At 37.5% G+C, this 22205-nt stretch carries 20 protein-coding genes; 8 read left to right on the plus strand and 12 right to left on the minus strand.

Annotated features, from left to right (window positions below):
* On the plus strand, nt 1–732 hold the full coding sequence (locus CWB78_RS09090; protein ID WP_054201699.1) for an MlaA family lipoprotein: 732 nt from the start codon (nt 1–3) through the stop codon (nt 730–732).
* Nucleotides 733–787: 55 nt separating this feature from the next.
* Here the strand turns inward: CWB78_RS09090 and CWB78_RS09095 are convergent, their stop codons facing one another.
* Nucleotides 788–2011, minus strand: a complete 1224-nt coding sequence (locus tag CWB78_RS09095; protein WP_138595142.1) for an EAL and HDOD domain-containing protein — start codon at nt 2009–2011, stop codon at nt 788–790.
* Between the two features lie 345 nt (nt 2012–2356).
* Between CWB78_RS09095 and putP the strand changes: the two genes are divergently transcribed.
* Entirely contained in the window at nt 2357–3868 is a 1512-nt protein-coding gene (gene putP / locus CWB78_RS09100; RefSeq protein ID WP_054201697.1) for a sodium/proline symporter PutP, read from the plus strand.
* A 213-nt stretch (nt 3869–4081) separates the two neighbouring features.
* On the opposite strand, the gene CWB78_RS09105 is transcribed toward putP, so the two are convergent.
* Complete coding sequence (locus CWB78_RS09105; RefSeq protein ID WP_010387955.1) at nt 4082–4381, minus strand: YebG family protein; 300 nt, start codon at nt 4379–4381, stop codon at nt 4082–4084.
* 296 nt (nt 4382–4677) lie between these two features.
* On the opposite strand from CWB78_RS09105, the gene CWB78_RS09110 reads away from it, so the two are divergent.
* Entirely contained in the window at nt 4678–4971 is a 294-nt protein-coding gene (locus tag CWB78_RS09110) for a ComEA family DNA-binding protein (RefSeq protein ID WP_055013029.1), read from the plus strand.
* A 12-nt stretch (nt 4972–4983) separates the two neighbouring features.
* Here the strand turns inward: CWB78_RS09110 and CWB78_RS09115 are convergent, their stop codons facing one another.
* Entirely contained in the window at nt 4984–5286 is a 303-nt protein-coding gene (locus tag CWB78_RS09115) for a DUF6170 family protein (protein ID WP_010387958.1), read from the minus strand.
* A gap of 1 nt (nt 5287) precedes the next feature.
* Entirely contained in the window at nt 5288–5806 is a 519-nt protein-coding gene (dsbB, locus tag CWB78_RS09120) for a disulfide bond formation protein DsbB (protein WP_010387961.1), read from the minus strand.
* Nucleotides 5807–6499: 693 nt separating this feature from the next.
* Here dsbB and CWB78_RS09125 point away from each other — a divergent pair.
* Genes CWB78_RS09125 through CWB78_RS09135 form a run of 3 tightly spaced genes read left to right on the plus strand, consistent with a single transcriptional unit; the run spans nt 6500 to nt 12428 of the window.
* A complete protein-coding gene (locus tag CWB78_RS09125) occupies nt 6500–8932 on the plus strand; it encodes a tellurite resistance TerB family protein (RefSeq protein WP_138595144.1) in 2433 nt (810 codons plus the stop codon).
* Between the two features lie 2 nt (nt 8933–8934).
* On the plus strand, nt 8935–10242 hold the full coding sequence (locus tag CWB78_RS09130) for an ATP-binding protein (protein ID WP_138595146.1): 1308 nt from the start codon (nt 8935–8937) through the stop codon (nt 10240–10242).
* Nucleotides 10239–12428 (plus strand): DEAD/DEAH box helicase, encoded by a 2190-nt coding sequence (locus CWB78_RS09135; protein ID WP_109874289.1) that lies wholly within the window; start codon nt 10239–10241, stop codon nt 12426–12428. Before CWB78_RS09130 ends, CWB78_RS09135 begins: the two co-directional genes overlap by 4 nt.
* Nucleotides 12429–12488: 60 nt before the next feature.
* Here CWB78_RS09135 and CWB78_RS09140 read toward each other — a convergent pair whose 3' ends face one another.
* The 6 genes from CWB78_RS09140 to CWB78_RS09165 form a co-directional block, all read right to left on the minus strand.
* On the minus strand, nt 12489–13853 hold the full coding sequence (locus CWB78_RS09140; protein WP_138595147.1) for a TniQ family protein: 1365 nt from the start codon (nt 13851–13853) through the stop codon (nt 12489–12491).
* On the minus strand, nt 13846–14796 hold the full coding sequence (locus tag CWB78_RS09145) for a TniB family NTP-binding protein (RefSeq protein WP_138595149.1): 951 nt from the start codon (nt 14794–14796) through the stop codon (nt 13846–13848). Before CWB78_RS09145 ends, CWB78_RS09140 begins: the two co-directional genes overlap by 8 nt.
* A complete protein-coding gene (locus CWB78_RS09150) occupies nt 14790–16769 on the minus strand; it encodes a TnsB C-terminal domain-containing protein (RefSeq protein ID WP_138595151.1) in 1980 nt (659 codons plus the stop codon). Before CWB78_RS09150 ends, CWB78_RS09145 begins: the two co-directional genes overlap by 7 nt.
* A 5-nt stretch (nt 16770–16774) precedes the next feature.
* Nucleotides 16775–17371 (minus strand): hypothetical protein, encoded by a 597-nt coding sequence (locus CWB78_RS09155; RefSeq protein ID WP_076920325.1) that lies wholly within the window; start codon nt 17369–17371, stop codon nt 16775–16777.
* Between the two features lie 765 nt (nt 17372–18136).
* A complete protein-coding gene (locus CWB78_RS09160) occupies nt 18137–18811 on the minus strand; it encodes a hypothetical protein (RefSeq protein ID WP_013463096.1) in 675 nt (224 codons plus the stop codon).
* A gap of 120 nt (nt 18812–18931) precedes the next feature.
* Nucleotides 18932–19414 (minus strand): hypothetical protein, encoded by a 483-nt coding sequence (locus tag CWB78_RS09165; protein WP_138595153.1) that lies wholly within the window; start codon nt 19412–19414, stop codon nt 18932–18934.
* A 114-nt stretch (nt 19415–19528) separates the two neighbouring features.
* On the opposite strand from CWB78_RS09165, the gene CWB78_RS09170 reads away from it, so the two are divergent.
* Together CWB78_RS09170 and CWB78_RS09175 are read left to right on the plus strand one after the other, a co-directional pair.
* Nucleotides 19529–20161 carry a recombinase family protein gene (locus tag CWB78_RS09170; RefSeq protein WP_263972598.1) on the plus strand — a complete coding sequence of 211 codons (633 nt, stop codon included), beginning with the start codon at nt 19529–19531 and terminating at the stop codon, nt 20159–20161.
* 415 nt (nt 20162–20576) lie between these two features.
* Nucleotides 20577–21020 carry a hypothetical protein gene (locus CWB78_RS09175; protein ID WP_024604508.1) on the plus strand — a complete coding sequence of 148 codons (444 nt, stop codon included), beginning with the start codon at nt 20577–20579 and terminating at the stop codon, nt 21018–21020.
* A 58-nt stretch (nt 21021–21078) separates the two neighbouring features.
* Here the strand turns inward: CWB78_RS09175 and CWB78_RS19150 are convergent, their stop codons facing one another.
* Nucleotides 21079–21420 carry a DUF4879 domain-containing protein gene (locus tag CWB78_RS19150; protein WP_085065554.1) on the minus strand — a complete coding sequence of 114 codons (342 nt, stop codon included), beginning with the start codon at nt 21418–21420 and terminating at the stop codon, nt 21079–21081.
* Nucleotides 21420–22139, minus strand: coding sequence for a hypothetical protein (locus CWB78_RS09185; RefSeq protein ID WP_024606314.1), 720 nt, complete (start codon nt 22137–22139; stop codon nt 21420–21422). Before CWB78_RS09185 ends, CWB78_RS19150 begins: the two co-directional genes overlap by 1 nt.
* Nucleotides 22140–22205 lie beyond the last annotated feature (66 nt).

Raw genomic sequence — 22205 nt, forward strand, 5'->3', positions numbered from 1 at the left:
ATGTTAAAACAAGGCTTACTTTTATTATGTTTACTCACCTTATCGGGCTGTGCTCAAGTGCCCGAGAGTAAATATGATGAGCGCGATCCCTTACAAAGTGTAAATAGACCCATTTATGACTTTAATATGGACGTACTCGATACCTATATTTTAAGGCCAGCAGCAGTGGGTTATATCACTGTTACACCGCAGCCTGTTCGTCGTAGTATTGTGCACTTTACCGATAATATTACTGCACCCGTTGATATTATAAATGCCGGCCTGCAAGGAAAACCAAGTAGTGCTGGAATTAATTTTGCACGTTTTTTAGTGAATTCAACGGTGGGTGTATTTGGCATATTTGATGTAGCCAGCTCACTTGGGCTTGAAGTAACTAGCGAGGACTTTGGCCAAACGCTAGGTGTGTGGGGAGTGGGTGATGGTGCTTATTTAATGATCCCAGCAATGGGGCCATCTACCGCGCGTAACTTAACTGGTGATGTAGTTGATAATGTTGTACTGCCTGAAATAGCACTGACTACACCACAAACTATTTTAGTGTTTGCACTAAAAGCAGTTGAAGCGCGTGCGTCATTAATGGCACAGGAAGGGTTATTAAATGATTCGTTAGACCCCTACTTATTTATTAAAGACATTTATTTTCAGCGTCAATTATACGAGTTATTTGATGGTAACCCGCCAATAAAAGAAGAGCCTGAAGATTTTGATGAGGATTTCTTAGAAAGCCTTTAATAAAAACAAAACGCCAGCAGATGCTGGCGTTTTGTTTATGGGTATTAAAGATATTTTAGCTATCGATCATCACTCGCATTTGCTCACTCACCCAGTTGAGTGCTTCGTGATATGCATCAGGCACTTCATCGCCTAAGTTTAATTGCTGGGCTTTATCGTTCGCAGCTTGCCAATCACCATGCTCATACAGAGTGACTAAGTTTAAGTATTCAGCAAGTAGTCCTTCATTTTTTAACAGCGCTTTTTTTATCTCATTAGACAAAGGTAATTTAAGCATTACGCTGTCCATTTCTTCATCTAATATCGCATCCATAAGCGACATCATGCCGGTTAAGAACGCCATACCTGTATCTTTAAGTTTGCCATGTGAAATAGCTAACAATTCACAAAAACGCGCCCGTGTTAACGACAGTCTAATAAGTTCCAATGGCTTATCTGCAGATACTTGTGCTGCAAACAATAAAGAGAGCAGTTTTTTTATTTCAGCAGCCCCTAGTACAATTAGTGCTTGTTTTATAGTGTTTATTTCAGAGCGGCGGGTAAATGCCGCTGAGTTGGAATAGCGCAAGAGCTTGTAAGATAAGTTAACATCACGCTCAAATACATCGGTGATCTTCTTAAGATCCATTTCTACACTGGATGTTTCATAGAGCAGTTCAGCCAGTGCCATGCCAGATGGCGGTAAGGCTTTACTTTGCACCATCTCGGGTTTTGAAAAGAAAAAGCCTTGAAAGTACTCAAAGCCCAACTCAAAAGCTTGGTTGTAAAGCTCGTAAGTTTCAACTTTTTCTGCGAGTAACTTGATATGTGGGTAAGGTTTTAAGTCTTCAATGATCGTTTTAACGGTTTCCATATCGCACGTTAAAAAGTCAACTTTAATGATATCAATAAACGGATAAAAGTGACGCCATACCGGTTGATGCGCATAGTCATCTAGGGCGAGTGTGTACCCTTTCTCTTTTAGGTCTTTAACTATTGCTAGCAGACGTTTTCCTGGCTGAACGGTCTCTAGTATTTCAATCACAACCCCGTTTTTGTTTAATAGCGTGGGGTAGCCTTTTAATAAGGTGTCTAAAGTAAAGTTAATATAAGCGGGTTTATTATCGGTTAAATCTTCAAGACCAAAATTAAACTGGCTGCCTTCAATTAGGCGAGACGTTGCTTCGTCGCCGTCAATGTTCGGAAATACATTATCTACTCCATCACGAAATAAAAGCTCATAGCCAATTAGTTCCTTATTGCGATCTAAAATAGGTTGGCGAGCAGCGTAAAAATACATATAAAATTCCGAAACAGTAGAAATTGATTAACATTGTAATAATATATTGGAAAACATTCAAAATAGCATCGGTAAAATGAATTATTATTAATAAAATATCATGGCTTAGGTGATTTTTATTAATCTAAACTCATTGTTTTTTATTCTATTTGTTTTAAAAGCGAGCGAATAGATGGTTTTTTATCTACTTAAATTAGCGGGTTGGAGTTATTAGCAATTACCGTGTTATAGTTGGGTAGAAAGCTTTTATTCCAATACTGTCTTAATTATAAGATTTCAAGAGTCATTATTTGGATTACAAGCCTGTTATTACTTTTTTAAGTGGAGGCGAATTTGGAAACAGGAATGATTATTTCACTGGCATTGTACTTTATTGTAATGCTAGGAATAGGACTATACGCATATAAGCAATCTACCAGTGATATTTCAGGGTATATGCTAGGTGGTCGTAATTTAGCCCCCAGTGTAGCTGCCTTATCGGCTGGTGCATCAGATATGAGTGGTTGGTTATTAATGGGCTTACCCGGCGCAATGTATTTATTTGGGTTGAGTAAGGTTTGGATTGCAATTGGTTTAGTATTAGGTGCGTGGGCAAACTACTTTTTAGTCGCCCCAAGACTGCGTGTCTATACTGAAAAAGCCAATGACTCCATTACTATCCCCGATTTCTTTGCAAACCGTTTTGATGACAACAAAAATATCCTACGTGTTATCTCTGCAATAGTAATTATAGTTTTCTTTACCTTATACACTTCATCGGGTGTTGTTGCCGGTGGTAAGTTATTTGAAAACTCATTTCAAATGAGTTACGAAATGGGCCTATACATCACCACTGGTGTGGTAGTGGTATATACCTTATTTGGTGGGTTTTTAGCGGTTAGCCTTACAGACTTTGTGCAAGGCTGTATTATGTTTGTGTCGTTGTTAGCAGTGCCAATTGCCACTTATATGATGCTTGACCAACCATTTATGGATACCTTAGCAAATGCAAATTATCAGCAGTTACTAAGCTCGCCTAAAGCAAGCGAAATTCATTCTTTAAGTATGCTTGACTGGTTTGCTGGTGGTTCCACTATTGCTATTATTTCTGCAATGGCATGGGGTTTAGGTTACTTTGGTCAGCCGCATATTATTGTTCGTTTCATGTCTATTCGTTCAGTAAAAGAAATGCCAACCATGCGTCGTATTGGTATGTCTTGGATGACGTTATCTGCTATTGGTGCGGTATTTACTGGCCTATTTGGTGCTGCATTTATGATTGAAAATCAAATGCCGATTGCCGATAAAGAAACAATTTTCTTAGTATTGGCTGAATTAATTTTCCACCCGTTAATTGCAGGTTTCTTACTGGCGGCTATTTTAGCTGCGATTATGAGTACTATCTCATCGCAATTATTGGTGTGTTCAAGTTCTTTAACTGAGGACTTTTATAAGATTTACTTAAATCGTAATGCTTCGCAAACTGAGCTGGTATTAGTAGGGCGTATTAGCGTGATACTGGTTGCGTTATTTGCAATTTACTTAGCGTATGACCGCAATAGTTCAATACTAGATTTAGTAAGTAATGCATGGGCAGGTTTTGGTGCTGCATTTGGTCCATTGGTATTGTTTAGTCTTTACTGGAAGCGTATGAACCTAAAAGGGGCTATTAGCGGTATGGTTGTTGGTGCTCTAACTGTGCTTGTATGGATTTATGCGCCTATTACTATTAATGGTGATAGCTTAAGCAGCGTGATATATGAAATCGTCCCTGGCTTTATTTTAGCAAGTATTGCTATTGTAGTAGGAAGCCTTGTAACAGCTGAGCCGAAAAAGGAAATTACTGATCTGTTTGATGAAGTTGAATCGTCATTGTAATTGATTAGCTAACGTAAAGTTTTGGTTTAAAAAAATGCCAACCAGTTTAACTGGTTGGCATTTTTATTGACTGACTTTTAACAATAGCAAATTGTGATGACTTACTCGCTTCTCGTTATCATTACTTAAAGACATAAAAAAACTGAATACGAATCACGAATTCAGTTTCATAAATTAGTAGTCGGCTTATAAGCTGCATTACTGTTTTTTAGATTAGCTCGCTGCTTTATCTTTTATATCAGCAACGTTATCTGACTTTGTTTTTTTAGCTTTTGCAGGTACTTCTTTAGTCCCCTTAAGTACCGCCATAAAGTCGTCTTTACTTTTCGCAATCTCAAGTGCAAGCGACTCAACTTGTTGTTCACTTAGAGGCACATCTACTTTTTCAAGCATTAGTTCTAGTGACTCGGCGATATCGAGCATTTTGTCATAGGCATCAGCTTCTTTTTTAGTAGTAAACGTCATGCGCTCGACTCCGTTTCGTTCTACAACATATTTAACAACAACAGCCATGATTTCTCCTGCTTACTTACGTGGCAATATGATTATTTTAAATCATTAGATTACTGTTTTTATGTACAGTACAAGCTTGCGCGTTATTTTGCAAGCTTTAGCCTTAGTTTATCTGCAGCTTAATTGACAATAAAGGCCAACTCTACTTTATTTATTAAGTCACTTTATAACGCGTTGCAGTAAAGGAGTCGCAAGGAGTGATTGTTACCGTTAGTACTTAGTAACCACAACTTACTTAAAAGTGCTGGGTGTAAATAATCAACGAATGTTCATGTAGGAACACAAAAGGAAATAGTATGAAATTAATTAAAATAATCTCGTTAGCAGCTGCTTTATGTTTATTACCTATGGGTACCACCTTTGCGCAAAGCGATATGCTATCAGAGCAGATGCAATCAGCCATGGTTAATATTAATACTGCTGATTTAAAACAGTTAATTAAGTTACCAGGTGTCGGTAAGAAAAAGGCACAGGCAATTATCGACTATAGAGAAGCTAATGGTGATTTCGCATCACTTGAAGATCTAGCCAAAGTAAAAGGGGTGGGTAAAAAAATGCTAGCCAAACTTGATGGTAAGGTGACGTTTTAACTAAAAAGGGCGCTATGCGCCCTGATCAAACTGTTTTAAGGCAGCACCAAGGTGCTTTTTAGCAAAGTTAATATCTACTGGTGCTGTTAATAGCGGATAGCTCAACCCAGCTACAATCAAAAAGGGCACCAGTAACCAACCTTCGAAAAGAGTAAATATTAAAAAGAATGGGCTTAATAGCATCAGCTTTAGTATGCGTATAAAGACTCTGTCACTGGGTGATAGCATGCTTAAAGAGATAGCTATAACAGTTTGTCGTTGACGAACTTTTAAATGTTTAAGCTCATCAACTTGGCTTGAAAAAAAAGTAAACATATTAAAGTGACTTTTTAGTAATTAATCGACTGGCCACTAATATAAACAGTGTGGCGGTAAAGAGTACAAAAATAATTTCCATCCATGCTGGCATACTTAGGCTGGCAAATTGCCAATCTATATTTCCGCAATCACCTGTCGCTTCAAAAAATTGTGGTATCCAGTGATGTAACGGCATAAATTCTGGAAAATTTGGCTCAAATTCACAGCTAAATGCAAATGGGTCTGTGGTTGTTTGCATTTCAATATGCTCACGAGCTATTAGTAGCCCCCATACACTTGAAATCCCCCATGTTGTATAGGCAACAATACGTACTGCGAGATTGTTTGGTTTACTAGCTCCAATAATACCCGCAAAAAGTAGACCTAATACTGCGGTGCGTTGGTAAATACACATAATACATGGCGCTAACCCCATGTTGTATTGAAAGAAAAGTGCAGTAACTTCAAGTAGAAAAACAATCCCACTGAATAATAACCAAGGTGTACGCTGAGTACTTAGATTAGCAAGCCAGTTCATAACAAATCCGTATTTAAATAAGGGCTTAGATTATGACTTAGGATAAACAGCGGGGCAAGTAAAAGGAAAAAACGAGGGCTATGAAAGCTTGTCGTCCCTCAAAGTTAGAGATCCTGTGCTGCATGACTTCCCCTAATAGACCTACTCAGAGCCATCAAGTTAATCTGATTCATGAATAGGAAAGATCTATAGAATAATAGTTAAAGTGTCTCGTATGAATAATAGGTGGGCATTCATATTGTGTTTAATTTCTACCAGTAAAGTTACCCTTTTAATCACATACCTATGATCATACATACATCACATAAGAATCTCACACACTGAAAAAGACCATTTTATAGCTTTTAATTAGCCATGTGAGAATCTCACACCACGCATAACGTGATATTTTTTTTATATTTACACGTATAAGTTGAGATTTTTTAGACGATATAGCGGTGACCTAATATGCGTTCAGTTATTAATTATGAACCAAGCCCATGTTAGTTTCATATTTCGCAAACTTAACATCCTATAGGGATGTTCGAGGAACCTTATGCAAAGAGGTTTCATTAAAGACGATTTTTTTGATTAAGAGTAATTGAAATTACTGAGTAGCAGTATTATACATTTCTGAATTTATTAGTGGTATGTTAGTAGCATATGGAGTTTTAAATACCAAAATGGTACCAACCATTTTTAAAGGGATATTACATGGAATTCATTTTTATAATCGCAGTTGTTATATTGATAATTTGGTTAATTACCAGTCCACGCTCAAATTCAAATAAAAAAAAGCCTAAAGTACTAGATAATCCGAGGCAAAGTATAAAAGAAACTCCTGATACGCCTGCCTCTAAGGTTTCTTTGTCTAGACCTTCGAGTGACGTGACTAGCTCGATAAATCCCATTAAAACTAATAAAGCATCAGTAAGTGTTGAGCTACACAAACAAACAAATGAATTAACAACTTCAAAGCAGCTTAGTCCAAAACCTCGCATCACTGTTGTTAATACACCTCCCACAATTATAGAGCGTGCCGATAGTTCGAGAAATTCTGAAGACGATTTAGCCACATTTAATATTTTTGAGAGTAATGTATCTGAAGACACCTATATCAATAAGGGTAAACAAGCTCAATGGTTAAGCAAGGGTCAAGAAGTTACTATTCACAGTCGAAAGTTAAAAGGGTTTCTGTACGTAGGTGGGGTGATGGAATCATTGGTTGGTTATCGCTCTGAACCAGCATTAATTTGTGCAGACTTACCAGTAATATCACCACGGACTAATTCAAACGAATTCCCAACTGATGAATCTTTAGGCTACTGGCCAAGCTACGGTTTATTATCTAAAGAGTCTAGAGGTGCCTACCTTGATTGGTTAGCAACCGATAGAAGTGCGGGCAACACCCCAATAGGCTTTGTATTTTTGTACTTTTACGGATTTGAAAGATTTGTTGTTGAGAATGGTCAAGATAATAAAATTGAAGAGGAACAATTTGAAGATATTTTTGATGAAGTACTTCGTTTACATAAAGTGTTTGCTTCAAATCGCTCTTTTGCTGGTTATTCAGCAAATCTCTTAGAGTTTATGTATTTAGTTAAACCTAAATTATTTGAATGTAGAAAGCATAAATTACCAAAGACACGTCATTCACTACTTTTTAAATTACGTCTTTCAGAGCAAATCGTTGCTACAGAAAGAGTGAGTGATGAGTTAGCACTTGAGTGGATTAAAAATACAGACCAATACAATTTAAAAACCGCAGCTAGGCGCTGCGATATAGAGTTTGATTCACTTTTTAAACTTTACTACAAGCAAAAATTCCCAGAGGGAATGCAAGTGAAGCCCAATAAAACCAAATTAAACGCAGAGTACTTTGCCGCCAGCGGTGGTATCCCTAGTATTAAAATTTTACTCGACGGTTTGCCTGATCCGAGCATATTAAAAGCACCTATAAAAAAGCTTATTCCAATAGCAGATAAAGTCACTGAGGAGCTAGCTAGTTATAGCCGTTATTTAGCTAAGGCTGATACAAGCAAAGATGATTTAGCTGCATTAATGCTGTTGCCTCGTGTCATTGCTAGCAGTCAACCGTCACCATTAATCGAAAAGTTTAAAGCGTGGGCTAAGGCCATCATTTTAGAAAATGATGGGGTAACAGATGTATCTGAATTTTGGTTGCAAACAGGCTTACCAACACCGAAAGCGATAAATAAAAAAGAAGGTGAGCTCATTTATAACTTAGCGAACTTTGCTGATATTGGTATTGCGCCTGACTTACGTTACCACCATACAAAACCCAAATTAGATGGCAAACTTGTACTATTTACTCCAGGGCATGAGGAAGAATTCGTCCCTAGTCATGCGTTTAACCAAGTGGGTGTCGCACTGCGTTTAGGTGCTATGGTTGCAAATATAGATGGGGTTGTGGATGAATCAGAAAGTTCTGAGCTAGAAAAGCTAATTGCTCATGATGAAAAATTAACGGATATAGAAAAGCGATCTCTAAAGGCTTATCTTACATGGCGACTAGTTACACCATCGGATAATACGGGTTTAAAAAATAGACTTAATAATTTAGGTGTAAAAGAAATAGAATTTGTGAAAAGGTTTATTCTGTCTATTGCGCTAGCAGATGGCAATGTCGATAACAGAGAAGTAAAGCAAATCGAAAAACTCTACACAAATTTAGGACTGGATAAAGAGTCTGTTACGAGTGATATTCATCAGCTTACTACAAGTAGTCACCAGCCAGCGCCACGTAGTCAAAGCTCATCAGAGTTTAGCTTAGATGAAACAATATTAGCCCTTCATGAAAGCCAAACAACAGAAGCTAAAAACATGCTGGAACAGATCTTTACCTCAGATGAAGATGAAAGCGATTATATTGAAGTCCCAGAGCTGACAAACGAAGTTGATGGATTAGATCAGGCTCATAGTCAGTTGTTTGAAAAGCTATGCGCTAAAGCGCAATGGGGTCGCGAAGAGGTAGCCCAAATGTGTAGTGAGCTAAAATTAATGGTCGATGGTGCTATAGAAACCATTAATGACTGGTCATTTGATTTAGTGGATGCACCAGTAATTGATGACGACGGTGATATATACATTGATGAAGAAATAGTCAAAGAGATAAGGGAGTTATAACAATGGCAGCAAAAAAAATTAGATCAAAAGAGCGCGATGCAATTATACAGTCTCTTAAATCGGGTGTTACCCCAAAAGTCGGCATACAGCATATACAAGTAGGTCGTGGTAATGAGCTTAAAGCGCTCATTAAAGATATCGACAGAGTGACAGAGGGCGGCTCTGCTTTTCGGTTAATTATTGGCGAATACGGCTCAGGTAAAACATTCTTTTTAAGTGTTGTAAGAGCGATCGCATTAGAGCGAAAGTTAGTTACTGTTAATGCAGATTTATCTCCCGATCGTCGTATTCATGCATCATCTGGACAAGCCAGAAACTTGTATTCTGAGTTAATGAGAAACATGTCTACTCGTAATAAGCCTGATGGTAATGCATTGACCAGTGTGGTTGAAAAGTTTATTACCGAGGCACGAAAAGAAGCAGATAATACAAGCAAAGAAATAACCACAGTGATTCACGAAAGGCTCGCGTCTCTCTCTGAGCTTGTAGGTGGTTACGACTTTGCAAAAGTTATAGAAGCATACTGGACTGGCCATGAAACAGATAACGAGCAACTTAAGAACAACGCTGTAAAATGGTTAAGAGCAGAATATGCAACAAAAACAGATGCTCGCAAAGATCTTGGTATAAGAAGTATTATCTCAGATGCTTCGTTTTATGACTCTCTAAAGCTTATGAGTTTATTTGTAAGGCAAGCTGGCTACGAAGGGTTATTAGTTAACCTCGATGAAATGGTAAATTTATACAAACTCAATAGCACCCAAGCACGATTATCAAATTACGAGCAAATTCTTAGAATACTCAACGACTGCTTACAAGGATCGGCTGAGTACTTAGGGTTTTTACTCGGTGGTACACCCGAGTTTTTACTTGATCCAAGAAAAGGGTTATATAGCTATGAGGCGCTGCAATCTCGCCTAGCTGGCAACACATTTGCAAAACAAGCCGGTGTTATTGATTACTCATCCCCTGCATTACACTTGGCAAGTTTAACGCCAGAAGAGTTATTTATACTACTTAAAAACCTTAGACATGTTTTTGCATCAGGCGATGAATCGTTATATTTAGTCCCTGACGAGTCCCTCAAAGCATTTTTAACCCATTGCAGTAAAACAATTGGAGACGCTTACTTCAGAACGCCAAGAAATACGATCAAAGCGTTTTTAGATATGCTTGCCGTGATTGATCAAAATCCAAACATTTCGTGGGGCAGCTTAATAGAAAATGTTGATATAGCAGAGGAAAAACCTTCCGATCTAGAATTAGATATTGAATCTGAAGACGATGAACTAGCTGATTTTAAGTTATGATCGACGCGCACGAAAAGCTCGATTTTCGTATTCAGCAGTGGATTTTTAAACAAGGCTGGGATCGGCTCAGAGAGATACAATGTTTAGCAATTGAGCCTATCCTATCAGGCAATACTGATGTGCTTATTAGTGCCTCTACTGCCGCAGGTAAAACCGAAGCATTTTTTTTACCTGCAATAAGTAGTATCGCAGATGAAGTAAGTGGTGTAAGCATTTTATATATCAGTCCACTAAAGGCGTTAATAAACGATCAAGACCGAAGGCTAGAAAGCTTGTCAGATTTGTTAAACATACAAGTTACACCTTGGCATGGTGATAGTCCTCAAAGTCGGAAAAATAAGCTGAAACGAAATCCATCAGGCATTATGTTAATAACGCCAGAGTCCCTAGAGTCATTATTAATAAGAGACAGTGGCTGGGTAAAGTCTGCTTTTCAGAATTTAAAGCATATAGTTATAGACGAATTTCACGCATTTATTGGCACAGAGCGAGGCCATCACTTGTTGAGCTTACTGCACCGCTTAGAACACCTTGTAGGCCGTGTAAACTCACCAATACCCAGAACGGCTTTAAGTGCGACTTTAGGTAACTTAGAAAGTGTCCCAGCATCTTTAAGACCTAATAAATCACTGTCTTGTAAAATAATAAAGCAAACGCAGTCTTCATCATCGTTAAAAATGCAAGTGAAGGGATATATTGAGAGCGCTGTTGTGGCAGATGAGACGGTTACTGCGGAGCAAGCCGTATGTAACGATTTATATGGTCTTTGCCGTGGTGGAAACCACCTAGTGTTTGCAAATAGCAGAAGTCGCACCGAAAGTATTGCGACCACTCTTGCAGAGATGTGTGAGAGCAACACTGTGCCTAACGAGTTTTTTCCACATCACGGCTCATTAGCCAAAGAAATGCGAGAATCACTTGAGGCTCGGCTTCAGCAAGATCAAATTCCCACGACAGCAGTGTGTACTATGACTTTGGAGTTAGGCATTGATATAGGCAAGGTTAACTCTGTCGTACAAGTTACTGCGCCGCATTCTATTGCAAGTTTACGGCAGCGCATGGGTCGTTCAGGTAGGCGTGGTGGCGCTAGTATTTTGCGAATGCTAATAACTGAGGCTGACCTTACAGAAAAATCGAGTATTGTAGATAAACTGCGGCTTGAATTGGTTCAATCGTTAGCGATGATACGGTTATTGGTTGCAAGTAAATGGTATGAACCAGCAGACACTTCGCTCTATCACTTTTCAACATTACTTCATCAGGTTTTAGCTCTCATCGCGCAATGGGGGGGGATAAGAGCAGATCAAATCTACGTATTACTTTGTAAAGACGGGCCATTCCAACAAGTTACTGTTACTCATTTTAAAGATTTGCTATCTCACATGGGTAAGGTAGATCTTATTACCCAGTTAGGAAGTGGTGAACTGGTTTTAGGTTTTATGGGTGAAAAAGTAACAAATCATTATACGTTTTATGCCGTCTTTAAAACTCCTGAAGAATTTAGAATTGTAACGGGTAGTAAAACACTAGGGACATTACCAGTAGATAGCCTTATTTTAGAGGGCCAACATATTGTATTTGCGGGTAAACGTTGGGTGGTTGAGCTAGTCGATACAGACAAAAAAGTGATTTCAGTACAGCATGCAAAAGGAGGGAAACCACCTAAATTTGGTGGTTCAGGGATGGCTGTACATGATGTAGTGAGACAAGAAATGCTTAAAATTCTGAAAGAAAGTGACTACAGAGTTCAAGTTGGTGAACAAAGAATTGAATTTGGTGATGCAGTTGCCCAAGCACTTTTTAAAGAGGGGGCTGACTTTTTTAAAACTGCAAAACTTGAAAGTACATATTTCTTACAGCATGGCAATACAGCCGTTGTTTTGCCTTGGGCCGGTGATAAAGTTGTAAATACACTTGTTGCAGTACTTATACACAAAGGGTTTGGAGCGGGTGCATTTGCAGGAATTATAGAAGTTGAGAATACCTTAATTGATCATGTTATCGGGGCTCTTAAAAGCTTTCGAGATGATAAAACCATATCAGCAATTGATTTAGCTGATGCTATTGCAGAAAAAACTATAGATAAGTTTGATGAGTATTTACCTCAAGAAATTCTTGCACAAGGGTATGCTGCAAGAACTTTTGATGTTGAGAAAGCACAGGTATTAGTTAAAGAATTACTCTAAAACAGCAGAAAGCTATTAATAGCAACCTCTTAGATTATTTGTAAAACAATGCCCCCCTCTTCACAGAGGGAGGTTGAGTTGTCTGTTATTATGCAGCTCTAGCAACTTCTTCAGCTCAATTACCTTTAAAGTTGAGTTATCTGCTTTCCAGTCAGAGGATTTGATTAATCCGCTACTAATTGCATTTTTGATGGTGTTGGGTGATATTTTGGCAATTTTTGCACATGTATCAATACTGACTGTTCTGGCTTTAGACGATTCCAAATGACGTTCGCCTACTTTTATCAACTCATCGCGGCTAAAGTAAATTGAATCAAGGAGGCTGCTGTTACCTTGATAGTAAAATGGCAAATCCTTCAAAAATATTGCTAATAAGAGATCTGATTTTTCCATCAAGTATTGCTCGACAAATTTTGTAGCTTCCATGAAATCGACTTCATTTATGACTTCAGGGGTTGATTTAGTTATCAGCTCTTCGATTAAGTGCTTGGCATCAATTAAACCATCGACTTGATAGCGGTTTGTATTGCTGAATCGTAGAATTTTTTTGTACCACAGAGGCTTTAAATCAGCTGCGTTTAGCCCAAGACAAGATGCGAGTATCCTTATTTCCAAAGGTTTGCTAGTGGAAGTAAGCTGGAGAGAAGGTTTTCTACTATCGATTTGAGCGCGCTTTATCAAGTTCCAATCTCTGTGTATATGACATGATAAGGAATAAAGCTCAGGATATGCCAAGTTTTTAGGATAACCAGCTGGCAGCCCTTTGCTAGATATTTTTGCTAGCCAATGCACTAATGCTTCATTATTAGTTAACAAGTCAATTCCTGCGGTTAGGATTTTTGGTATGTCTTTATAATTAAAATAGGCTTTTCTTTTAAGCTCTGAAATTTCAAGAACGTACAAACCTGCAATAATACAGTCTTCTATATTACCGGTTGTGAGCCTTTCAATCTTTTCATCCACCGAAAGCTGAAGAAGTTTTCTTCCACAATATTCATTGCTGCAATACCCTTGAAGTAAACTTGCGTTAAATTCCAGTTCGTGTTCGCAGTGAGGGCATACATCAATAAGCATGACCTGGTGCTTTGCACAGTGCGTATATCTTGGGTCTTGCCAATTATCTCTATGAATAGGGTTTTCATTCAAGCATTTTAGACATGCTCTAGCGTGGAGAATTCGAGCACTGGAACAGACTTTTGGAAAAGGGCTCCCCTCCGTTTCTGAAAATGAAATAGGGCGTTGTATGAGTGAGCTGATATTGTTGATATCAGCTTTTTTTAGATTATTGCGAATTGCTAAGTTAAATACTTTCTTATTAACAATGTCTTCTGGTTTCATAAAACCATTTCGCATTGCAAGACGAAGAATGTAGCCAGCCTGGCTTTCTCCAACGAAAGGCCTAACTCGAATTGGTAACCTAGCCATGTGTGAACGTTTCCTTTAACTTGCGATCTAAATCTTCAATATTTCGTTCAGTTTGCTGTGCATTAATCATGTCAGCATTAAACGGGTTGTCTTCGCTATTTCTGATAGCAAATTTATACGCTTCTTCAAATGCTCTTATGTACTGAGCTGTATTCTTGTAATCAGCGGGTAACATCTGTGCATAAAGCTTATTAAGGAGCCCATGCATGCCATTTGTTGCAATATAAATGCGGTTGAGTAAGTCTTTATGTGACTGAGCCGTTAGCCTATTAAAGCCATATTTAATTTGATAAAAATTAACCATGTTTATCCAAGCTAGGCACTGGCTTGGACAGGGACTAAGTTGATGTGGGGCTAGAAAACGACGGCTTAATTGCTCTTCTTTATCTCCACCTTTGTAGGCGAGTTCGATAATTCTTTTAGCCAATGGCGTTCCCATTAAAATTACAGGGATGCTAGCTTTGTCTACTAGACCTGCAAATTGTTTTGCCATTTGCTGAGCTCTGATACCGTCTGTATCAGGTAAGCACTCTTGAACCTCATCAATAATAATAAGCTCAACACTTTGTTCATTGAGTAGATGTAACAAACGTTCAAGTGCAGTATAAGGCCTTTCTTTGCTGTTCATTACAGTGCACCCTAAAGCCATTAAAATTTGATGAAGCAAGTCAGTTGGAGTTGATGTTGCACCTAACTTAACGTAAAGCACTGGAATAATATTTTTTTCATCTAACTCAGATTGAGGGAATTGTTGGGTATACGTCTTAGCCAAATATGATTTGCCAACACCAGAGACCCCCGTCAATAAGCCTGAGTAGTTTCTATTCTGATGAATATTGCTAATGTATTCCCATGCTTCCGTTGTAGACGAATGGCAATGGAATGTGCCACTTTGCGGTACATATAACGAACTTGGTGATGTATCAAGAGTAGTGCTTACCATTTTTCATAACCTTCCTTGTTCCTGAAGTGAGAGTCATCCTGATTCTCTTGTGAAAGATCCGTACCTAGTAACGGATCTGTGCGTTTAGATTGGCGTTCATGGATAGAGCTATTAGATTGCCTAATGATATCTTTAGTTGAGCATTTACCTGTGAAGTTTTGCTCCATATTTTGCGTTTGCTTGCCATTACGTATTTTTCGACGTTTACGTTTTATAAGCTCAGCTTCGCCACAATATATTGAGCGACGAATAGGCGTACTGTGATTCATGTTGGCGACCTCAAATGAAATTGCTATCTGTTCATCAACCAAATCGATGTTGTGAGCAATGATTTTTGTAACATGAGTGTCTCCAGACAATGTGACTGCAAGGGTTACAGACCTGCAATCTTGTGTATCATACAATACCGATACTTTAGGGTTTTTCCCTGAGTCTTTGCCGGTTTTAAGCTGCCAATATAGGTTTTGAACCTCTTCACCATAAAAGTCCTGTTTGTTGAATCTGAATTTACCAGTCTCGTTTAAGGTAGTCTCCCCCTGAAAAACATGGAAACTGGTTTTTAGATGTTCATAGTGGCACGGAATCAATGGGTACTCTAGGCAAGAGGCTTCCCATACTTCCTGGGGAGTTTTGCCATTGAGTTCATTGTGTGGCTGATTTACATAATGCACTAAAAAATCGTGGAGATTCTGAACGAAGCTATCTACCGTCATGGCGGCAGCTTGTTTTAGCGTTTCATCTGTAGGGTTCCTGTTAGTGTTTTTCCCTTCATAACGCTTACCTTTGTATCCAGGCACGCCATGCACGATTTTATTGCCAACTTTAAGCTCAGCGCTTTCTAAAAACTCACTTCGGATCGTTTTATTAAATGATTCTACAAAAGGTTTTTTGTAGGGCTGATTGCTTGGCGCGTAAATCAGTTCACACTTCAATGATTCAGCTGTTTTTGCAAATGTTTCATTATTGAACCCCGGACCATTATCGCAAACTATTCTGATAGGTATGCCAAATGCATCGAGTTGTTCACTCGCGGGTATAACAATATTGCGAAGTAAGTTAACGCCACCGATAGCCTTTTCGGCTTCACCAAACTCCACAGTGACTGCAATCGGGTAGCGAGAATGACAATCAATGGCAATATATAAAGCGACTTTTCCAGTAACTTCTCCAGTAGTATCATCAATTAGGCGAAGATTAAGCGCTAATCTATCTGCTTCTATACGCGTAAGTACTCGATCCGTTTTGATGCGAGTTTTGTATGTTCTCATTAGCTTATTGACTTCAGCTCTGTTGCCCGAGGCTTCGGCACGGTCTAGATCGTTGAAGCTGTGATGGTGCTTTCTAAATTTTTCTCTACTTACGATGGTAATGGTAGGGTCATTCATCTCGTTGACCCAATTCTCATACTTTGCATGTCCTACAGCAATACTTGGAGTTATTTTTCCCATCATGAACTTTTCGTAACCCTCCCACATGATTTGTTCAGAGCGAGAGTCTGTTGTATTTCTCTTAGACTTTCGTTTTGGGAGAGAGTCAATATGACTAAACCCAGCGTCTTTAAACCTCTTCCACCACCTTGATAAGCTTGATTGGCTTGGATGCTTTACCTTAACAACTGTCCCTGGTTTGCTATTTATTGTTTGCTGCTCTTCCACTTCAGCTATAACTCGTTTATAAATTGATAACGTGGTCATATGTGCGTTTTCTTCTTCAAAAATCTTTTTCATTAAAGAAAGGTAAGGTGCTTGCTTTTCTTTTATTAGTTTTTGGAATGGATCTAATGCTGAATGAGGTGAATTAGGGGTAACTGGTATCAAATAAGTTTTTAAGGCAAATGCAAACTCATTACGAGTAAAAGTTTGCAGCTCCTTGGTTTTAATATCTCTAGTAACTACGTTTAATTGATCGCAAAACAAGATATCGAATTTACGATCTTTATCATCTAATAGTTGAGAATAAGGAAGTATATTCATCGAGCTTAATTTCTCAATTGAGTGCTGTCAGAAAGCTTTACAGTATTGTCAAACCCGATGTGTGAGTGAGCGAGTAGAGCAAAAGGAACAAATGGGCGAATGCCAATAGATTCAGCTTGTTTCCTCAAATCACCAAAAGTAGTTGGGAATGAATTAACTAAAGGTAATAATTTATGAACTTCGATCGGTTCTGTTCTTAGGTAGGGGTAAAGTGTTTTAAAGTTGCCAATAGTAATTGGGTTTAAATCCTTTTCAGTGACAATACGAACAGGGCGCCCAGTTAAGTGCTCAATATACTGCGCCTTTTCAGTAAACTTGTTTATAAAAGTTTTAGAATGCACGTACTTGTATGGATGCGGGTCAAAGTAAATACTAGAACCATTTTGAAGCTCAACTAATACATCGGGCGTATAGCGACCTGCTGGTGTATCCGCACTCTCTGGTTGGGTTGTATAGGCAGACACTCGTTCGTCAAATTCGAGCCAATACAAAAAGTCTAGCTCTAATGTTGATTCAACCCAAACATGGCAATTGTTCTTTAAACTGTAAAAGTAGTCTACGGGCCTATCTCGCCTGATCCTACGAAGTGTTCGCTGTTGCATAAAATTCTCCAAACATCCTGTTTATAGCTGCGTCATTCCTTGTGATTGATGAGCAAGTCATCATTTGAAGATGCATACTTGAGACTAGCTAAGTTAACCTATTTAATTTCCGTATTGCACTCAATCTTCATTAACGATCATAGCAGATAATTTCCAGATGGATTTCGTTGGTATGAAATAAAATCAAATAAAACAATGCCTTAAATAATATAACCAAGCAGTAAACAAAGATGAATAAGCACTTTCTTTGATAAATCAGCTAACTAGTCTAAATGATGAGAAATTTTTGATGTTGATAATTTTTTTGAGAAACTTGTTGTATTCGAATATAGGTATCTACAGTATTAACATTTCCACTTCTAGTACCTTTGCGAAGTTCGGCTGTGAGTGATGAAGAGACGGTCACGATAACTTTATGTAATTAGTTTAATTCTGCAAAGCCGGCTATCGGCTAACTCGTATTTGCCCCAAAACGTGTTAAAGCAATTATTCTATAGGTCGGCTTTGAGCGATAACCGGACACTGAAAAAGTTAAATTTATTCCTGTGTTTTAAGTAGAAATCTAATTTTGTCCAATAACATTATTAAACGCCGTTTTGGGGCAAAATAACATGCTTAATTCCTAGCTGTTTTAATTACTTGTTTACAAAGGTAATTATTGGTGAAATTATCAGGGTATGTAATATACGCCGTTTCGGTGTGTTATAAACCACCAAAATGGTGTTCAATAAGCTGTTAGCTGTTTTGCTATGTTCTAGGCTTTTTTCAAATAAAAACATCGACTTTCTTTTTGTCGGTTAACAATAAAGCAGCCTTTTCTTGATATAAATCAAAAGTATCGTCTGATATAAATTTATCAAACGTATTAATTATTTCTTTCATGTAAGAGGCTCTTACTTGATAAGTCTGACGTTCAGGATATTCTTTAGCAAGTCCATCTAATTTCTCTGAACTATTAGAAAAATACTCCATAACATTAATTTTTTTATCAGGATCTACATCCCCTCCACCATAAGAAAGGATCCTAAGTTTAGACTCTAAACTATTCATATCTTCTCTTTTTTTGGATATTATGGGGTTTCCTGACTTACCTAATCTAACTGGTTCATCACTATCGTATTTTTGTGTGTATTCTCGTTCCATTTCATTCACATTTTTAACAATACTATGAAGTTCTTTTATACTCATATTAGAAAAGTTGAGCTCTTCTTTTTTAAATACTTTTTCATATGCACTTCCCTCAATTAATGATGAATCAAAAGCATTATTGTCTTTTTTTTCTTTAACTTTAGGATCAAGGTGAGTTGTGTTTATATTAATTTTTAAGCCACTTTCGCTTGTTTTAGTAGAAAAGCTTTTTATTTTTTCATCATCACTGTTTGTAAAAATAGATATTTTACTTTCAAATAGAGTAGGTAGTAGATTGGTGCTGATTTTCATAAAAATCCTTTTTCATATGTCGTTTTCTTTTATCGACATAATTTTATAAAACTTAAGCTTTTATTTTAGATTGTTTTCTATTAACGACTCATAGGGCTGAGTCGTTAATAGAAAGTTTAACTAGCCACCAGATCTTACTTCATAAGTAATTCCACCATAAGTAGATCCAGTTGTTGTTTTATTTTCAACTTCCCAATAATAAGTGCCTGCATTAAAGATAGAAGTGGAAACTGCTACGCTATATCCGCCAGCAACTCTATCTCCATTGCTATCAACCAAAGTCACTTTGAAATCATGTCCGTCATAGTTTCTTAAAATTGCAAAACCGTATCTACGGCAATTACCACCATCATAAGTAAAGCTTGCAATAGTTCGAGTCTGCTCCAATTTAAGACTAGTGTATCTAGTGTAAATTGTAGGGCTACAACGTTCATATTCACTGGTTGTTTGCTCATTTTTAGCTGCTTCTTCAAAATCAAGAATAGAATTCAATGATGCAACTTGATCATGTTGCTCTTGTACTTGAATCGAAGATGACTCTGTAACCGAAGTATCAGCACTGATTGCATTGAAAGAAAAACTTGCAGCAGCAACAACAAACATTGTTGCAGGGAGTAAATGTGAATATTCATAACTTAAAATCCTTTATTGAGTTAGTTTACAAAAAGCTATACTTTATGATAACTATATTTGACTATTATCAAAAGTACTCTCATAATGTTTTTATCAAAACATCTTAAAGTATACGATAAAAAAATGTCAAAAATTGGATACGCGAGAGTAAGCTCAACAGGTCAAAGTTTAGAAGTGCAACTTGATAAGTTAAATCAAGTTGGCTGCGATAAAATTTATCATGAAAAGCAAAGTGGTAAAACAGCGGCTCGACCAGAGTTTCAAAAGTGCATGAATTATCTTCGGGAAGGGGACACTTTTGTTATCACCAGATTAGACCGTCTTGCGCGTTCCGTTATTCACTTATCACAAGTTGCGGAGCGCTTTCAGGCAGAAAATATTGATCTAGTAGTAATTGACCAAGCAATTGATACATCTACTCCCACTGGAAGGTTAATGTTTAACATGTTAGCAGCCATTGCCGAATTTGAAACTGATTTACGCTCTGAGCGGCAACTAGAGGGTATTGCTAAAGCTAAAGAGCACGGCGTTAAATTTGGTCGACCAACAAAAAGAACCGATGAAATAGATTTAGAAATTTATAATAAAAGGAAAGAAGGTGTACCCATTGGTCAATTGGCAAAAGATTATGACTTGGGTTCGGCTACGATTTATAGAATATTGAATGATGTATTTGAAAAAGTATCAACTGAAGCAACAAAATTATCGCTAGGCTAGATCTCATTCATTCGAGATTTAAATGAATACTTAATTATCCCCTTATTTAATCGGCAATAGTTTGCCGTTATTAAACCATACTATTTCCCATTTGCCGCTTCTGTTGGCTAAAATCACTGACATTTCTACCTCGATGTGTACTTTCGTGCTTATACCACTTTCATTAATTAAGTGATCTATTTTAGGCGGAGGAAAATCATTAAACACAAGGCTTTTTTACATAACTAGCTGTTCTAATAATTAAATAAATAACGCAGTAGTTAGTGGTTTTAACCCATATAAATGATCACTTAGTTTGTGAGATTAGTATTAATACTTCTAAAAAACCTGTTGCAAATAACAGGTTTCGATTTGTTGGCCTGCTACTTGCTCTGATATAAGCATTGTCGTTGCAATATTTAATAAGGGAGCAAATATGCAAATTACTAATACACCGTATGTTAATCATGCTGAGTCAGCCCAACATAGCGCGTTAAGCACAAGAATAAATGATGGACAGGCTACTAACACAACCAAGAAAACCGAAACAGACACCGTTTCAATCAGCTCTGCCGGTCGCAATGCTGAAGCTAAATGGCAAGAAATTGCAAATAAATACGATATGACCAATATTTCTGGAAATGAAGTAATGGGAATGGCTAAAGAGCTTTATGACAATAAGTTAATTTCTAGCGGTCAAATGCTTGATATGTATACACCACCAAGTATTGATTTTAATTTAGATGAAAAAGTTAATTATGTAGCTCACGTGACTAAGGAATTGGAAAGCCTAAAATTACATAGTGACGGGTCAGCTCAAATGAGAAATGCAATTGAAGCTAAGTCTAGAGTGTTTGATATTGTAAAACTTATTGGTTAAATACCCATGTTCGTGTGTCATTGTGAACATGGGTTGTGCTCTAATTCTTGTGTGTTAATTATTGAACGAAAACAGAATCACTCCAAAAACCAAATGGTGATGCTATCGAATTTGCTGAAACATTAACAGTACCACTTATATTTGATGCGCCAAAAAAATCGAATTGATGGAGGAATCCAGTAACTGTTTGGCCTGCACTACAAGTACTTAGGTTTGCTCCACATCTAGGAGTGCTAGATGTGGCAGATACACTAGAACCTGCAAACGTTGCGTTGTTTGTATTACCGTAACCGAACTGAAATACATAAACTCTAACTTGGCCACCGCCATGATTTTGAGTGGTTGAGAACTGATTAGCTGACACAGAATTCTGAACGCCCTCGGCCCTTTCGCAATAAATTACTCTCGTTCTGCATTTCTTCTAAGTTGAGATGAGATATTATCGTTTAACTCAAGCCAACTAAAGTCCTTATTCCAAGCCTGTTTAAAGCTTTCTCCTCCTTGTGAATTATCCAGAATTTCTTTTAAATCAAATATTTTTGAGAAATTATCTTCGTTTACGTCGTAACTTGACCACCCCCTAACTCCCAAGTCAATGTGCTCTAGAAAGCTCGATTTAAACTCGTTAGCTGCGGCCACAAAATCCCCGTTGTCATTTAATTTTTCAGATATCAGACTTTTCTCTTTATCATTAATAGAACCTGTAACTTCTAGCTCACCTGATTGACTGATTGATATCCCCCAGTCTTTATTCGCTAATGATGGTTGTTCGGCCGCTATTTCAGCCACAATATTGTCATACTGAGTAAACATTTTTTCAACAGAGTTGGAAACTTCACCACCCGGCATATAAAGATTCACAGTAGCGATTCGAATATTATTTAACGCTTTTTCTTCTGCTTCCCTTGTTGATACAACATTATTTGTTGATATATTCATTGGCTTATCATAGGTCGCTTTAGGCTCTTTAGGCTGATCATTATGATATATGTCCTTAGCTAGTCGCTCCATTTCACTATTTATTTGTTCTTTACCATTTACAGGTTTATTAATTTTCACTTCTGAACCGTTCGATATAAACTGCGATGCTAGATTAGTATCATTTGAATTAACTTTCATATCATTTTCCTTGTTCGTTATTTATTACTAGTTATCGGCAGGTTATTATCTTACTTTAGTTGTTTC

Source organism: Pseudoalteromonas sp. S1612 (assembly GCF_005887175.1).
Classification (GTDB): Bacteria; Pseudomonadota; Gammaproteobacteria; order Enterobacterales; family Alteromonadaceae; genus Pseudoalteromonas; species Pseudoalteromonas undina.

Coding starts and splice junctions, on each gene's coding strand:
- CWB78_RS09115 (WP_010387958.1), bottom strand. CDS start 5,286: ATGTTTACTTTTTTTTCAAGCCAAGTTGATGAGCTTAAACATTTAAAA.
- CWB78_RS09135 (WP_109874289.1), top strand. CDS start 10,239: ATGATCGACGCGCACGAAAAGCTCGATTTTCGTATTCAGCAGTGGATT.
- CWB78_RS09170 (WP_263972598.1), top strand. CDS start 19,529: ATGTTTTTATCAAAACATCTTAAAGTATACGATAAAAAAATGTCAAAA.
- CWB78_RS09150 (WP_138595151.1), bottom strand. CDS start 16,769: ATGAATATACTTCCTTATTCTCAACTATTAGATGATAAAGATCGTAAA.
- CWB78_RS09130 (WP_138595146.1), top strand. CDS start 8,935: ATGGCAGCAAAAAAAATTAGATCAAAAGAGCGCGATGCAATTATACAG.
- CWB78_RS09090 (WP_054201699.1), top strand. CDS start 1: ATGTTAAAACAAGGCTTACTTTTATTATGTTTACTCACCTTATCGGGC.
- CWB78_RS09165 (WP_138595153.1), bottom strand. CDS start 19,414: ATGTTTGTTGTTGCTGCTGCAAGTTTTTCTTTCAATGCAATCAGTGCT.
- dsbB (WP_010387961.1), bottom strand. CDS start 5,806: ATGAACTGGCTTGCTAATCTAAGTACTCAGCGTACACCTTGGTTATTA.
- CWB78_RS09160 (WP_013463096.1), bottom strand. CDS start 18,811: ATGAAAATCAGCACCAATCTACTACCTACTCTATTTGAAAGTAAAATA.
- CWB78_RS09155 (WP_076920325.1), bottom strand. CDS start 17,371: ATGCAACAGCGAACACTTCGTAGGATCAGGCGAGATAGGCCCGTAGAC.
- CWB78_RS09095 (WP_138595142.1), bottom strand. CDS start 2,011: ATGTATTTTTACGCTGCTCGCCAACCTATTTTAGATCGCAATAAGGAA.
- CWB78_RS09110 (WP_055013029.1), top strand. CDS start 4,678: ATGAAATTAATTAAAATAATCTCGTTAGCAGCTGCTTTATGTTTATTA.
- putP (WP_054201697.1), top strand. CDS start 2,357: ATGATTATTTCACTGGCATTGTACTTTATTGTAATGCTAGGAATAGGA.
- CWB78_RS09175 (WP_024604508.1), top strand. CDS start 20,577: ATGCAAATTACTAATACACCGTATGTTAATCATGCTGAGTCAGCCCAA.
- CWB78_RS09105 (WP_010387955.1), bottom strand. CDS start 4,381: ATGGCTGTTGTTGTTAAATATGTTGTAGAACGAAACGGAGTCGAGCGC.
- CWB78_RS09140 (WP_138595147.1), bottom strand. CDS start 13,853: ATGGCTAGGTTACCAATTCGAGTTAGGCCTTTCGTTGGAGAAAGCCAG.
- CWB78_RS09145 (WP_138595149.1), bottom strand. CDS start 14,796: ATGGTAAGCACTACTCTTGATACATCACCAAGTTCGTTATATGTACCG.
- CWB78_RS09125 (WP_138595144.1), top strand. CDS start 6,500: ATGGAATTCATTTTTATAATCGCAGTTGTTATATTGATAATTTGGTTA.
- CWB78_RS09185 (WP_024606314.1), bottom strand. CDS start 22,139: ATGAAAGTTAATTCAAATGATACTAATCTAGCATCGCAGTTTATATCG.